The organism is Pseudomonas sp. IT-P218 (assembly GCF_949767605.1).
Lineage (GTDB): Bacteria > Pseudomonadota > Gammaproteobacteria > Pseudomonadales > Pseudomonadaceae > Aquipseudomonas > Aquipseudomonas putida_AE.
This window is the reverse complement of record NZ_CATKQQ010000009.1, coordinates 18,425-32,221: the sequence shown is the minus strand read 5'-3', so window position 1 is coordinate 32,221 and position 13,797 is coordinate 18,425. Positions and strand designations below refer to the sequence as shown.

The 13,797-nt window shown below is 60.3% G+C and carries 14 protein-coding genes and 2 pseudogenes; 5 read left to right on the top strand and 11 right to left on the bottom strand.

Translation table 11 applies throughout. The features are described 5' to 3' along the window. Positions 1–19: 19 nt before the first annotated feature. Both ACM6I6_RS06115 and ACM6I6_RS06110 read left to right on the top strand, forming a co-directional pair. Positions 20–130, top strand: a pseudogene (locus ACM6I6_RS06115) (antitoxin of toxin-antitoxin stability system); the annotation flags it as partial. Then, a pseudogene (locus ACM6I6_RS06110) lies at positions 127–409 on the top strand (type II toxin-antitoxin system RelE/ParE family toxin). The pseudogenes ACM6I6_RS06115 and ACM6I6_RS06110, both read left to right, overlap by 4 nt. Before the next feature lie 4 nt (positions 410–413). Here ACM6I6_RS06110 and ACM6I6_RS06105 read toward each other — a convergent pair. Next, positions 414–659 (bottom strand): DUF2789 domain-containing protein, encoded by a 246-nt coding sequence (locus tag ACM6I6_RS06105; RefSeq protein WP_274075020.1) that lies wholly within the window; start codon positions 657–659, stop codon positions 414–416. Between the two features lie 130 nt (positions 660–789). Continuing rightward, complete coding sequence (locus tag ACM6I6_RS06100) at positions 790–1,251, bottom strand: aminoacyl-tRNA deacylase (RefSeq protein WP_274075019.1); 462 nt, start codon at positions 1,249–1,251, stop codon at positions 790–792. A 196-nt stretch (positions 1,252–1,447) separates the two neighbouring features. On the opposite strand from ACM6I6_RS06100, the gene ACM6I6_RS06095 reads away from it, so the two are divergent. After that, a complete protein-coding gene (locus ACM6I6_RS06095; protein WP_406591422.1) occupies positions 1,448–1,981 on the top strand; it encodes an NfeD family protein in 534 nt (177 codons plus the stop codon). A 2-nt stretch (positions 1,982–1,983) separates the two neighbouring features. Then, entirely contained in the window at positions 1,984–2,742 is a 759-nt protein-coding gene (locus tag ACM6I6_RS06090) for a slipin family protein (protein WP_274075017.1), read from the top strand. A gap of 13 nt (positions 2,743–2,755) precedes the next feature. On the opposite strand, the gene ACM6I6_RS06085 is transcribed toward ACM6I6_RS06090, so the two are convergent. The 5 genes from ACM6I6_RS06085 to ACM6I6_RS06065 form a co-directional block, all read right to left on the bottom strand. Further along, positions 2,756–3,316 carry a hypothetical protein gene (locus ACM6I6_RS06085; RefSeq protein WP_274075016.1) on the bottom strand — a complete coding sequence of 187 codons (561 nt, stop codon included), beginning with the start codon at positions 3,314–3,316 and terminating at the stop codon, positions 2,756–2,758. 114 nt (positions 3,317–3,430) lie between these two features. Beyond that, the gene (locus ACM6I6_RS06080) at positions 3,431–4,924 is read right to left on the bottom strand and encodes an efflux transporter outer membrane subunit (protein ID WP_414919595.1); all 1,494 of its coding nucleotides are present in this window, start codon (positions 4,922–4,924) and stop codon (positions 3,431–3,433) included. Then, positions 4,921–5,985, bottom strand: a complete 1,065-nt coding sequence (locus ACM6I6_RS06075) for an HlyD family secretion protein (RefSeq protein WP_323626490.1) — start codon at positions 5,983–5,985, stop codon at positions 4,921–4,923. Before ACM6I6_RS06075 ends, ACM6I6_RS06080 begins: the two co-directional genes overlap by 4 nt. Positions 5,986–6,011: 26 nt before the next feature. Further along, positions 6,012–7,547: an MFS transporter gene (locus tag ACM6I6_RS06070; protein ID WP_414919594.1), complete on the bottom strand. Its 1,536-nt coding sequence runs from the start codon at positions 7,545–7,547 to the stop codon at positions 6,012–6,014. A 195-nt stretch (positions 7,548–7,742) separates the two neighbouring features. Further along, positions 7,743–8,666 (bottom strand): LysR family transcriptional regulator, encoded by a 924-nt coding sequence (locus ACM6I6_RS06065; RefSeq protein ID WP_274075012.1) that lies wholly within the window; start codon positions 8,664–8,666, stop codon positions 7,743–7,745. Positions 8,667–8,815: 149 nt separating this feature from the next. Between ACM6I6_RS06065 and ACM6I6_RS06060 the strand changes: the two genes are divergently transcribed. Then, a complete protein-coding gene (locus ACM6I6_RS06060; protein WP_414919593.1) occupies positions 8,816–9,754 on the top strand; it encodes an RHS repeat-associated core domain-containing protein in 939 nt (312 codons plus the stop codon). Between the two features lie 32 nt (positions 9,755–9,786). On the opposite strand, the gene ACM6I6_RS06055 is transcribed toward ACM6I6_RS06060, so the two are convergent. The 4 genes from ACM6I6_RS06055 to ACM6I6_RS06040 are packed head-to-tail and all read right to left on the bottom strand — an operon-like array spanning position 9,787 to position 13,473. Continuing rightward, positions 9,787–10,653, bottom strand: a complete 867-nt coding sequence (locus tag ACM6I6_RS06055) for an ABC transporter permease (protein WP_406591427.1) — start codon at positions 10,651–10,653, stop codon at positions 9,787–9,789. A 22-nt stretch (positions 10,654–10,675) separates the two neighbouring features. Continuing rightward, positions 10,676–11,536 carry an ABC transporter ATP-binding protein gene (locus ACM6I6_RS06050; RefSeq protein ID WP_274075009.1) on the bottom strand — a complete coding sequence of 287 codons (861 nt, stop codon included), beginning with the start codon at positions 11,534–11,536 and terminating at the stop codon, positions 10,676–10,678. A 5-nt stretch (positions 11,537–11,541) separates the two neighbouring features. After that, the gene (locus ACM6I6_RS06045; RefSeq protein ID WP_414919592.1) at positions 11,542–12,567 is read right to left on the bottom strand and encodes an ABC transporter substrate-binding protein; all 1,026 of its coding nucleotides are present in this window, start codon (positions 12,565–12,567) and stop codon (positions 11,542–11,544) included. A gap of 18 nt (positions 12,568–12,585) precedes the next feature. Further along, positions 12,586–13,473 carry a TauD/TfdA dioxygenase family protein gene (locus ACM6I6_RS06040; protein WP_414919591.1) on the bottom strand — a complete coding sequence of 296 codons (888 nt, stop codon included), beginning with the start codon at positions 13,471–13,473 and terminating at the stop codon, positions 12,586–12,588. Between the last annotated feature and the right edge of the window lie 324 nt (positions 13,474–13,797).

Below are 13,797 nucleotides of genomic sequence, written 5' to 3'. Positions count from 1 at the left end.
GGACGGCCCAAATGGAGTTCGCAAGGTGGACATCGCTCGTGTTTCGATGAGCAGAGGCGACGGCCTGACGAACGATGAAGTGGAAGCGGAATTCGCCTCCAGGCGTGGACGGGCAGCCATACAAGAATGAAAATAATCTGGACGCGAGAAGCAGCACAGGATCGTGCGGACATCTGGTATTTACCTGCACACCGTTAACCCTGAAGCAGCCATCGACATGGATAGCCGCTTCAGCGATGCGATGTCCCAACTAGCCCAATACCCGGAAAGCGGCCCCGCGGGAATCATTGCAGGCACTCGCGAGCTGATTCCACATCAGAGCTATCGCATCGTTTATGAGCAAGCGGTGAATGCAATCTGGATACTTGCCCTGGTTCACACATCTCGACAGTGGCCGCCAGAGAATTGAATCTCTATACCCCCCGCCCCTTTCTCAGCATCACATTCAACTGATCCACCACCTCCGCCCAATCGGCATCATCCAGGATTTCATTGCGCAACAGATCCGCCTGGCTCGGGCTCCAGAAAAAAGCATCCGCCAGGTGCAGGTCCGGTTTGAGCGGTGAGTGGGTGGCGATGAATTTGTCGATGTTCTCGGCGTCGTCGGGAAGGCCGAGTTGTTTGAACAGGGAGGGAAGGCTGTGGGTTGGGTTTTCCATGTCTGGCTCCTGGGTGGTTTAGGTGACCGCTGCGCGGTCAATCGCGAGCAAGCTCGCTCCTACAGGGGAACGCGTCACCTTGTAGGAGCGTGGCTTGCCCGCGAAGGCGATGTGACTGACTGCGCAAAATTCAATGACTCAACTCCCGCACCTCCGCATGCGGCACCATTTTCAGGAATTGAGGCATGTCCATATGCAACAGGTTGATGTGGTTGCCGGCTTCCAGATAGATGTCTTTCTGCCGGGTCAGCAGTGGGTCGATGACCACGTCCAGGCCATAGGCTTCGCCCAGGGCAGGCACGGCGCCGCGTTCGCAGTCGTCGAACAGGTGCGGCAGATTGCTTTCCCTGGAGACCTGCCATTCACCGGTGCTGCGCACTTTGCTCAAGTCCAGGTGACGGCTGGCAGGCAGCAGGGCCATCAGGTAATGCCCGTGGTGGTCGTCGAGGATCACCGACTTGGCCACCCGTTCCGCGGGAATACCCGCGACCCGCGCGGTTTCGAGGCTGCTGGCCGAGTGTGGATGGGTGACGATGTCATATTCGCATTGAGCCTGGTCCAGGCTTCTCTGCACGGTTCTTGCCATACGCATGATGCACCTCGGAGTCCGCAATAACGCCTGGCGGACGATGGTTAACATTTTTGTACGTAGTAAAAGTCTAGGCCCGCCGGGGCAAACCAGCGGGAAATCCGCCCATCGGGCAGGTTTACAACTGGGCAAAATTCATACAACCAGCGCCTCAACTAGACTGTATACAGAACCACCTGCGACTCTCCCGGAGGGTCACGTGAACACTCGCTGTTGTGCCGTTGCATTGCTGTTGGCATTAAGCGGATCCGCCATCGCCGCGGACACCGCCGGACTGCCCGCTTCCAACCCCGCGGGGATCTGGCTGATTACCTTCGGTATCGCGTTCCTGATCGCCGAGGCGGCCCTGCCCAACTACGGCGTGATCGGTCTGGGCGGGATCGTGATGTTCGTGATCGGCGCGGTGATCCTGACCAATGCCGAATTGCCCGTGCCGTTGATGATCGGCCTGGGCCTGATCAGCGCGTTGCTGCTGATATTCCTGCTGATCCGCGCCCTGAAGACCCGGCCGCGTCATACCGTCAGCGGCGATGCCGGCCTGCTGGGCAGCGTTACCCCGGTGCTGGCCTTGCAGGCCGGCGATGCCTGCCTGGGCTGGGTACATTTGCAGGGCGAACGCTGGCAGGTGTCCAGCACCACGCCATTGCAGATCGGGCAAAAGGTCCGGGTGGTGGCACGCAAGGGATTGTTGCTGGAAGTGGCCGCGGCTGACGCGGTAACGGTTGGAGGTTAGTCATGGGTCTGCAAATCGGTTTTGTCGCGCTGCTGCTACTGCTGATCGCACTGGCGGGGGCGACGTTCCGCATCCTGCGCGAGTACGAGCGCGGGGTGGTGTTCCAGCTCGGACGCTTCTGGCAGGTCAAGGGCCCAGGCCTGATCCTGCTGATTCCGGTGATCCAGCAAATGGTCCGCGTCGACTTGCGCACCATCGTCCTCGACGTCCCGCCGCAGGATGTGATCACCCGCGACAACGTCTCGGTCAAGGTCAACGCCGTGCTGTACTTCCGCGTGCTCGATCCGCAGAAGGCGATCATTCAGGTCGAAGATTTTCTCATGGCCACCAGCCAACTGGCGCAAACCACCTTGCGCGCGGTGCTCGGCAAACACGAACTTGATGAACTGCTGGCCGAGCGCGAACGGCTGAACATCGACATCCAGCAAGTCCTCGACGCCCAGACCGACGCCTGGGGCATCAAGGTGGCCAACGTCGAAATCAAGCACGTCGACCTCAACGAATCGATGATCCGCGCCATCGCCAGACAGGCAGAGGCGGAGCGCGAACGTCGGGCCAAAGTGATCCACGCTGAAGGCGAATTGCAGGCTTCGGAAAAACTCATGCAGGCCGCCGAAATGCTCGGCCGCCAGCCCGGTGCCATGCAGCTGCGCTACATGCAGACGCTGAGTTCGATCGCCGGGGACAAGAGCTCGACCATCGTCTTTCCGTTGCCGATCGAATTGCTCAAGGGCATGGCGGATCTGTCGGCCAAATCTTGAGTCGAGGGTAACTCTACAACAGGATATAGAAACCCAGAATCGCTACGCCCCAAACGCACAAGCCAAATGTGAACCCGACTCCATTGGCAAAAGTCAGTGTTGCGTTCGCCGTTCCGCGCACGTCGTTTTCCAGATAGTTGATTGCTTCCTGTACACGCAACAAGGAGCAGACTTGCAAGAGTAGAACCAGAAGACTCAGGGCAAAGCTGATGTGCAGATCCGGTAACCACGCCAGCCCCATGCCCGCTAGCGCAGTCATGATCACAATCAACGCAAGCAAGCGTGGATACCAACGATAGTCCTTACCTGAAGCGCGTATTCGCCGTTCAATGCTGGTGAACAACGAGTACACAAAAAACACGAAAAAAATTGCACGAACTATGGGTAACACTTTGTTGCCCGTGGCGGTGCGGTAAAGCTTCCAGTTTTTATACATCCAATAGGTAAGGTACAAACCAAAGGTGAAAACGATCATCAGCGCGAATTTGCTTGTCCCCACAACAAAAAAGGTCGCGCGGGGTGGTTCAGTGCAATCAAGTTCGGCCACTGGAGGCGCATAAGGATTGGCATTCATAGGGATGCATAACCAGGGTCATGGAGTGGACCAAAATGCTAACCCCTGATGGGCATCCCGGATGCCCACACAAAAAAATCAGGACCCTTCCTACGCCCGGCTACACAGTTTCACTCACCGCTGTGCGGTCAGCGGATAAACCGACTCCCATCCACCACCCAGCGCCTTGTACAACCCGACCGCCGCCAGCGAAACACCGGTGGAGCTCTCCACCCACTGCTCCTGAGTCGCCAGCAAGGCGCCTTGCACGGTGAGCACGTTGACGAAGTCCACCACGCCCTCGACGTATTGCCGTTGCGCGGTTTGCAGGGCGATCCGGTTCTGCCGCACCGCTTCGGCGAGGCTGTCGCGGCGCAGTTGGCTGGCGTTGTAGGCGCTCAATTGGTCGTCGATTTCATGCCAGGCGCGCAGCACGGTTTGCTGGTAAGCGATGGCTGCTTCCTGTTGCTGGGCCTCGCGCAGATCCAGCACGCCGCGCAGGCGACCGCCGTCGAACAGCGGCAGGCTGAACTGCGGGCCGATGCCGAAGCTGCGTGAACCCCAGGAACCGAAATCGCTCAATTGCATGGCTTGCGAACCGACACTGCCCGACAGGGTGATGCGCGGGTAGAAATCACCCTTGGCAACGCCGATGCTCGCGGTCGCGGCATGCAGGCGGGCTTCGGCCTGGCGGATGTCCGGGCGGCGCTCGGCCAGTTGCGACGGCAGGCCGATGGCGACCTGGCGCGGGGTTTGCGGCACCGGCGCGTCGGCGGATAACTCGGCCGCCAGCGCTTGGGGCGGTTCGCCCATCAACAGGCTCAGGGCGTTGATCAGTTGGGCCTGGCGTTGCTCCAGTGCTGGCAGGCGCGATTCGATGGTCGCGACCTGGGCGGCCGCTTCGGCGACATCGAGGTCGGTTGCGACGCCGTCGGCCAGGCGCAGTTGCGACAGCTTCAGGCTATGGCGGGCGACGTCGAGGTTCTGTTCGGTGACGGCGCGGGTATTCTGCACACCGCGCAGTTGAATGTAGTCCTGGGCGGTTTCGGCCAGCACCGACAACAGCACGCCGCGACGGTCGTTTTCCGCCACTTCCAGAGTGGCATCGGCAGCCTCGGTTTCGCGACGTACCCTGCCCCAGAAATCCAGTTCCCAAGAGGCGGAGAACCCGGCATCCCAAAGGTTGAACGCGGAGTTACCGTCATGTCCCGACGGGTCGCTCAGGCCTTCGCCGCTGTTGCGTTTACGGGCGTAACTGCCGCCGACGGCGCTGGTGGGATAACGATCGGCCGTCACCACCTGGCGCACCGCACGGCTTTGCTGCAAGCGGCTGCTGGCGAGCTTCAGGTCGAGGTTGTCGGTCAGGGCGCGCTGAGTAAGGGCCGAGAGTTTCGGATCGTTGAACACTTGCCACCAGCGCTCGTTCATCGTCTCGGCGGTGGCTTGGCTGGTGGCGGCTTTTGATGGTTTTGACCATACGGTGACTTGCTGTGCCTGTGGTTTTTGGAAGTCCGGGCCGACGGTGCAGGCTGAGAGGCTGATCACGAGCAAGGCGCAAAAGGTAAGTCGAGACGGATGACCTCTTCGCGAGCAAGTCGAATCGTCGGCACATTCAACGAACATCTTCATCGCTGAACAACCTCATTAGCCTTGACGCTGGCCGTATCGATACTCGCCTCCACCGACATCCCCACCCGCAAATGCGCAGCCAGGGCCTGCCCCGGCTCCAGCACGATCTTCACCGGAATCCGCTGCACCACCTTGGTAAAGTTGCCAGTGGCGTTATCCGGTTTGACCGAAGCAAAAGTCACCCCGGTGGCCGGTGCGATGCTCTCGACCCGCCCGTTCAAGGTTGCGCCGCCAAAGGTGTCGACATGCACCTGCACGTCCTGCCCCGGTTGCACATTCGTCAGTTGGGTTTCCTGGAAATTGGCCACCACGTAGGCCTGCGCCAGCGGTACCACCGCGAGCAGTTTGCTGCCTGGCGTGACATAGGCGCCGACCCGCACCGCGCGCTCACCGACCATGCCGTCCTGCGGCGCGGTGATCCGCGTGTAAGACAGCTCGTAACTGGCGATTTCAAGCTTGGCCTGCGCCCGTTTCAAACCACCCTCCGCCCCATCACGTTGGGCGGCGAGTATGTCCACCTGCTTGCGCTCCGCCGCCAGCACCGCCGTGACATTGGTCAACCGGGCACCGGCCTGGTCGATCCGCGTGCGCGCTTGTTGAGCGTTCTGCACCGTGCCGGCCCCGACCCCGGCCAGGTGGTTGTAACGGTCCAGTTCATGTTGCGCAAAGGCCATTTCCGCCTTGGCGGACACCACCTGTGCCTGCGCCTGGGCGATCACCGAAGCCTGACGCTCAAGCGTCGCCCGGGCATTTTCCAGTTGTGCCTGGGCCATCACGGCTTCGGCGGCGGCCGCTTCGGCAGCGGCGCGCAGATCGCGGTCATCGATCAGCGCCAGCAACTGCCCGGCCTTGACCTGTTGGTTGTCTTCCACCAGCACTTGCTTGATGAACCCGGCAACGCGGGGCACCACCAGCGTGTAGTCGGCCGAGACATAGGCATCATTGGTGCTCTGCTGCGTGCGCTGGCCGAACAGGCCGGGCGCCAGCAGATAAATCAGGACGCCCGTCGCGATCACGACGCAGACGCCAACGGCTACTTTTTGCTTGGATTGAGTCGTCATGAAAACCTTCTGTTTCAGTGATGCGTTCAAGTCGGCGCACGGGGCGGATAGATCCGCGTCGGCAGCCAGAAAATCAGCAGGATCAGCGCCACTGCGACGCCAGCCATGCACAGGTAAAGATCCGCTGCGGCCAGCACCACGGCCTGCTCATGCAGGCGGTGGGCAAGGCCCGGGGTGTCGCTGTCGACCAGGGGCGAATTACCGAGGCGGTCCACCAGCATGGTCGAGTGAAAGTGCAGGCGATGCGTGGTCAGGGTTTCCAGCACGCCGGTGGCGATCACCGCCGCCAGGCCTTTGACGGTGTTGAACCAGGACGACGCGAAGGGTCCGTCCATGGGACTGATGCTGCCGGTCGAGAGCATCAGCAATGGCAGCACCGACATCGGTTGGCCGAAGATCTGTAGCAGTTGCAGGGCATAGAATTCGTCGCGAATCCACACCGAGGTCAGCTGCGAACCGCCGATGCAGGACAACACCAGCATGCTCAGGCCGATCCCCAGCACCCAGCGGCAATCGACCCAGCGCAGGTTGCACAGCGCCGCCACCAACGGCAGCGCGATCAACTGCGGAAGCGCTGCCAACAGGGTGATGGGCGCGGTCTGCACCGGGCGATAACCCTGGACCTGCGCCAGATAGCTGGACGGAATGATCACCACCGCCAGCAACACCACCAGCACGCCGGCCAGGGTGATCAGGGCGAACGACAGGTTGCGGATGCCGAGCATCTGCAGTTTGAAAAACGGAATTGGCTGCGACCACTCGTTGATCAGAAACGCCACCAGCAACAGCGTACCGACCACCAGCAATCCGCAGATCAGGCTCGATTCGAACCAGTCCAGGCGATTGCCCTGCAGGATGCCGATCACCAGCATGCAGATCGCCGGAAAACCCAGGAGCAGACCACGCCAGTTGAACTGCTTGAAGCGCTCCAGGCGCAGCGGGTCCTGGGGGATGCCATAGGCCACGGCGACCATGGCGATCAGGCACGGCGCGACGATCTGCCAAAAGGTCCACTGCCAGCCGACGTACTCGCTCCAGAGCCCGGCCAGCGGCGTGCCCAGTCCGGGTCCGAAGGTGGCGGTGAGGGCATAACCGGCCAGTCCGTACAGCTTGACGTTGGCCGGCAGAAAACGCAGGGCGACGGTCATCAGCATCGGCGGCAGCGCGCCACCGGCAAGGCCTTGCAGCGTACGCAGGACCAACAGACTTTCGTAGTTCGGCGCCAACGGGCACAACACGCCCAGCAGGGTGAAGGCACCGATGGCACACAGGGTGAAGCGCCGCAGCGAAAGCGTCACCGCGCACCACGGCGCGAAGGCCATGGCGGCTACCGAGGTCGCGGCGTAGCTGGCGACCAGCCAGGTGCCTTCGTCGTAACCAATGGCCAAGGCTCCACGGATGTCGGCCAGGGCTACCTTGGTCACCATTTCGTTCAAGCCCGACACCAGCACGGCGAGCAATACGCCCACCAGGCCGATGATGATCCGCGGACCAAAAACCTGTGGCGCGGCGGCCGTCGGGCTGGCCGCGGCGATAGGGGCCGTGACCGTCAGGGAAGTCATTACTGCTAGCTCCGGGATTTTGGTGTCGGAGCATTCTAAAAAGGTCGGGACCTGACGAAAACTGACTTATCGACAGGTTATAAGTGCGCTAGACGCAACGATAAATAACCTGTGGGAGCGGGCTTGCTCGCGAAGAGGGCGTGTCAGACAACAATGAAGTCGTCTGACCCACCGCTTTCGCGAGCAAGCTCGCTCCTACGGGACCGGTTGCGCCGCCAGCCACGTCTCGTCACAGCAGGTTTTCAGGGTTTCGCGCAGCCAACGGTGAGCCGGGTCATTGTCGAAACGAGGATGCCAGGCCTGGTTGAGCACGATGGTGGGCAACGGGATTGGCAGGGTGAACGAACGCAACTTCAGCCCCAGCCGACGGACGCTCAATAACGTCTCCCTGGGCACCGGCAGAATCAGGTCGGAATCGGGCAAGGCGAACATCGCCGCGTGGAAACTCGGGGCGATCACCGCTACCCGGCGCTCCAGGCCCAGGGCGTTGAGTGCCGCATCGATCGGCCCTCGAGCGATACCGCGGCGGGACATACTGATGTGGGGAAACCCTGCAAAACGCTCGGCAGTAATCTCCTCATCGAGCAATGGATGGTCCTCGCGCACCAGACCGACAAACTGAGTGGAAAACAGGTTCTGCACCTTCACTTCCGGCATCAACGGCCGGTTGTTGCTGACGCTCAGATCGATGCGCCCCTCGCGCAAGGCCTCATCATCGCCATCGCCCTCCGGCGCAAAACGCAATTCGCAATGCGGGGCCTGACGCTCCACGGTATCGAACAGCTTGCCGCCGTAGATGCCGATGAAAAAGTCATTGGCGCGGATACTGAAGCGCCGCCGCAAACTGCCCAGATCCACCACCCTGGCCGAGTGGAACAACTGCGCGGCCTGCTCCACCACGTCGCGCACCTGCTCGCGCAACTCCAGCGCCTTCGGCGTCGGCACCAGCCCCCGGCCGGCACGCACCAGAATCGGATCGCCAATGGCCTCGCGGATGCGCGTCAACGTGCGGCTCATGGCCGCCGGGCTGAGGTTCATCCGCCGCGCCGCGCCCACCACGCTGCCCTCGTCGAGGAGGGCGTCGAGGGCGACCAAGAGGTTCATGTCTGGGAGTTGCATGGGGAGCACTCGTAGCTAATCAGGATTGATTCAGGCGCAATGCTAGCAGATCAAAAGATCCAGACGCCCTAGCAGTTCTGATAGTTCTCGCCTGAGGACGTGAGGTGTAAAACTAAATCTCTCGACCATATTTCGGCGAAGCCATCGGCATGACTCAACTCAAACCTGTTGATCAGAAATCTCCTTCCTGGCAACGCACGACGCTGCTGGCAACCGACAGCAGCCATTCAATCATCGTCGAAATCGTCGATGGGAGAACCAACGCCATCGCCTATTCCGCTTACGGGCAACAGTCCGGGCAACAGGAAGTCATCACACACCTGGGCCTCAATGGCCAATTGCGTGAGATGCAAACCAGTTGGTATTTGTTGGGTAATGGCTATCGTGCCTACAACCCGCGATTGATGCGGTTTCATAGTCCGGACAGTTGGAGTCCGTTTGGGTGGGGCGGGTTGAATCCGTATACGTATTGCGTGGGAGATCCAGTCAATCATATAGATCCGACTGGACATGTTGGAGTATTGCGCGTCATTTCCTCAGCTCTACAAACCGCCATTAACTACGCTCGGCGTAGAGCAAACACGCTTTTCGATCACTGGGTGTCAAGCTCCCCTGTCACTGGGAGAGGCGCGCTCGGAAATAGACCCATGGACGCAGCGCCTTCGATATCCCTACGTCGTACTGTTCCTCCCACTGAAGAAATATTTGGGAGTATCAGCTCTTTTTCGAGACCCCATGATAGTCCACCTGCGTACTTCAGCCATGACCCTGGCACCTTCTCCTACAAAAAACTGATTCCAAACACCTTGGCGATCTTTGACGGAACGCCTCCAGCGTATACACGCCGCATGCCTAGACCTTCAGTTCGACCACCGCCTCCGCCTCCGCCATACACCGCCCAGGACATGAGCCCATTAATTGATAGCGACATCTCCCGCCAACTCCCACAGATATCAACCCGCACCGATCCGAGCCATATGGTTGAGCAAATTCGCGAGAACAACTCTCATGCCTCAGTCGCGATACAGAATGACCCTGCCCGGATAAGCCGGATACAACGTTTGGTGTGGATGCGCGAAAATAGCTGACCCACACCCTTTTGTATCGCGCCAATGTCAATTCAACGCTGCATCCCCCACCGCTTCACCGTCACTCGCTCCAACGAATCAAACACCAGATTCTCTACCAGCAACCCAATCAAAATCACCACCGCCAACCCCGCAAACACCTTGTCCGTATACAACTCATTGCGGTTCTGGAAGATGTACCACCCCAACCCGCCCTTGCCGCTGGTGGCCCCAAACACCAATTCGGCGGCAATTAACGTGCGCCAGGCGAAGGCCCAGCCGATTTTCAATCCGGCGAGGATCGACGGCAGTGCCGCCGGAATCAGGATGAACAGCACGAAACGCATGCCCTTGAGGCCGTAGTTGCGGCCGGCCATGCGCAGGGTTTCCGAGACGCCGAGAAAGCCTGCGTAAGTATTGAGTGCCAAGGCCCAGAGCACCGAATGCACCAGCACGAAGATCAGGCTGTTCTGCCCCAGGCCGAACCACAGCAGCGCCAGCGGCAGCAGCGCAATCGCCGGCAATGGGTTGAACATCGAGGTCAGGGTGCTGAGCAGGTCGCGACCGAATTGGGTCGATACCGCCAGCGTCGTCAGGGCAAACGCCAGGACAATGCCGATCAGGTAGCCCTTGAGCAGCACCACCAGGGAAATCCACACCTTGCCCAGCAACTCACCGCTGAGCAGGCCGTCATACAGCGCATGAGCGGTCTGCACAAAACTCGGCAACAGCAAGTCGTTGTTCGTGTAACGCGCAGTGGCCTCCCAGAGTACGGCAAGCAGAGTCAGGATCAGGCTTTTGCGCAGCCAGCCCTGTTGCCACAGGCGTTGGCCGAGCGGTAATTCACGCTCCAGCGGTACGCTGGTCAGTGGCTGCAAAACGGTTTCGAATTCTTCACGCGCAGATGATAAATGGCTCATCGGGCCCTCCTCTCAAACTGGCTCAATAAGCGATGCGGATGTCAGCGAAACCCAGCTCGCGCTCGGTCTCCGGTGACTGGCCTTCATCGAACAACAACCTGTGAATGCGCCGCGCCGACTCCTGAAAAGCCACGCCGCCGAGGCTGTGTAGATCGTATTGATGACTGTGGACTTCCGCCCGCACCCGACCCGGATGTGGCGAAAGCAACAGGATGCGATTGCCCACCACCAACGCCTCTTCGATGGAGTGCGTGACGAACAGCAGCGTGAAACGCACCTCCTCCCAGAGCAGCAGCAACTCTTCCTGCATCTTGCGTCGGGTCAGGGCGTCGAGCGCGGCGAAGGGTTCGTCCATCAGGAGGATTTTCGGCTGCATCGCCAGCGCCCGGGCGATGGCAACGCGCGCCTTCATGCCGCCCGACAGGGTATGTGGATAGGCGTCGGCAAATGCCGCCAGGCCGACCTTTTCCAGGTAGTGCAGCGCCCGCTCTTCGGCCTCTTTACGCTTGAGGGTTTTCGAGGCCAGCAGCGGAAACATCACGTTCTGCTTGACGGTTTTCCACGGCGGCAGTTGATCGAATTCCTGGAACACGACAATGCGGTCCGGCCCCGGCGCATCGACGCGCTGACCCTGAAGGCGGATCTCGCCTTCGACTGGCTGGATGAAGCCGGCGGCGGCCTTGAGCAATGTCGACTTGCCGCAACCGGACGGCCCGAGCAGGACAAAACGGTCCGCCGGATCGACCTCGAAGCTGACCTGGTGGGTGGCCCGCACCACCCGCTGGGGCGTGCGGTACTCCAGGCTGACGTTATCGACCGACAACAGCGCCTGGGCTGCGGCGATCGGTTTGCTGACCGTGTGGCCTTGCAAGGGGGCGTTCATGTCGGTCAGCTCCCTTGCAGCGGTTTGGCATCCTGGAAGAAGTAGTCCTTCCACGAATCCGGTTTGTTTTTGATCGCGCCCACACGGTAGAGGAACTCGGCCAGCGGGTAGGTATTTTTCGGCGTGACGCTGAATTCGAACTGCGGGTTGTCGATGATTTTCAGCAGTTCGGCGCGGTCGATCTTGGCCTTGGTGACGCGGATGTAAGTGTCCGCCGCCGCGCCTTTATCGTTTTGCGCGAATTGCGCGGCTTCGGTCAGCGCATCGATGAAGGCCTTGTAGGTCTTCGGGTTTTCCTCACGGAATTTCTCGGTGGCAAACAGCACCGTCGGCGAGTTGGGGCCGAGCAGGTCATAGGTGTTGAGCACCACGTGCACGTTCAGGTTGGTCAGCGCCTGATCCTGGAACGGCGGGTTGGAGAAGTGCCCGCTCAACTCGGTGCCGCCGGCGATCAATGCGGCCGTGGCATCAGGGTGAGGGACGGCGATGGTGTACTTGTCGAGGCGATTGAATTCCTTGTCACCCCACTGCTTGGCGGCCGCGTATTGCAGGAAGCGCGACTGCACCGACACGCCCACGGCCGGCACCGCAATGCGGTCCTTCTCGGTGAAATCGGCGATGGTCTTGACCTTGGGATTGTTGCTCACCAGGTAGTACGGGAAGTTACCCAGGGAGGCCACGGCCTTGACGTTCTGCTTGCCGTGGGTGCGGTCCCAGATGGTCAGCAGCGGACCGACGCCGGCACCGGCAATGTCGATCGAACCGGAGAGCAGCGCATCGTTGACCGCCGCGCCACCGGAGAGCTGGGTCCAGTCGACCTTGATGTCGATGCCTTCCTGCTTGCCGTACTTCTCGATCAGGTTCTGGTCGCGCACCACGTTGAGCAACAGGTAGACGATGCCGAACTGTTCGGCGATGCGGATTTCACCTTCGGCGTGGGCCACGGTCGGTGCCACCAGGCTGCCGGCGATCAGGCTGAAACCCAGGCCGAGGGCCGCGGCCAGCGGTGCAAAGGGTAGACGTTTGGACATGGTCAAATCTCCGGCAAATCAGAAAGGCGCGTCGCCCTGGATGGTGGTGCGATACAACTTGCGGCGCAGATGGCTGGGACATCCGGCGGCGAGGTGGATCAGCGAACGGTTGTCCCAGAACACCAGGTCATGGGGCTGCCACTGATGGCGGTAGATGTTTTGCGGCAACACGCTGTGGGCGTAGAGCTCGTCGAGCAATTGCTTGCTCTCGTCTTCCGGCAAGCCAACGATGCGGGTGGTGAAACCCTCGCTGACGAACAACGCCTTGCGGCCGTTTTCCGGGTGGGTGCGCACGACCGGGTGGATGACTTCGGCGACTTGCGCCAGTTGTTCAGGGGTCAGGGTCGGGCGCCAGTTGCCTTCGAATTTGGTCTCGCTGTAGCGCGCCGTGTAGGAGTGCGCGGCCGAGCGCCCTTCGACGGCCTTGCGCAGCGCCTCGGGCAGGTTCTCCCAGGCTTTGTGCATGTCGGCGAACAGGGTGTCACCGCCTTCGGACGGCAGTTCCTGGGCATGCAGCATCGAACCCAGGCTTGGCAGTTCCTTATAGGAAAGATCGGAGTGCCAGAATTTGCCGGCGTCACCCAGGCCGATGGATTGGCCGCTCTCGATGATGTTGGAAACGATGAGGATTTCCGGGTGCCCGGCCAGCAGGAATTGCTTGAGCACGTGGATCTGCAACACGCCAAAACGGCGGCTGAAATCGATTTGCTGCTCGGGGGTAATGCGTTGGTCGCGGAACACCACCACGTGATGATCCAGGTGCGCACGGTGAATGCGTGCGAAGTCCTGCTCGTTGACCGGGCGGGACAAATCGAGACCGATGATTTCGGCACCCACCGCGCCGCTGAACGGGCGGATTTCGAAGAATTGTGGCGCGATGCTTGGCGATGCTGAAGCTGCAGACATAAAACACTCCCACGCACGGCACGCTCAAGGGCGCGCGCGTCGATCAGAAACTCACGGATGTCGTGTTGGTTCGTGTCGTGCGGCGCGCCGATTGGTCGACAGGTACGCAGGGAACTAACTTTATAGATATAAGAAGACTAATTTAAATACCGTTAAAGAATAACGATATGGCATTTGTAGCGCTGCGATATAGTTTCGCTAACCAATCAAAGGCGCCAATAAAATGACGATTATTCGCCGTTCGTCCCTTCGACCCTAAAGTCTTTCTTACAAAATATTGACACGGGCAATTTGGTATCACATTATTCGCACCCTGCAAAAAGG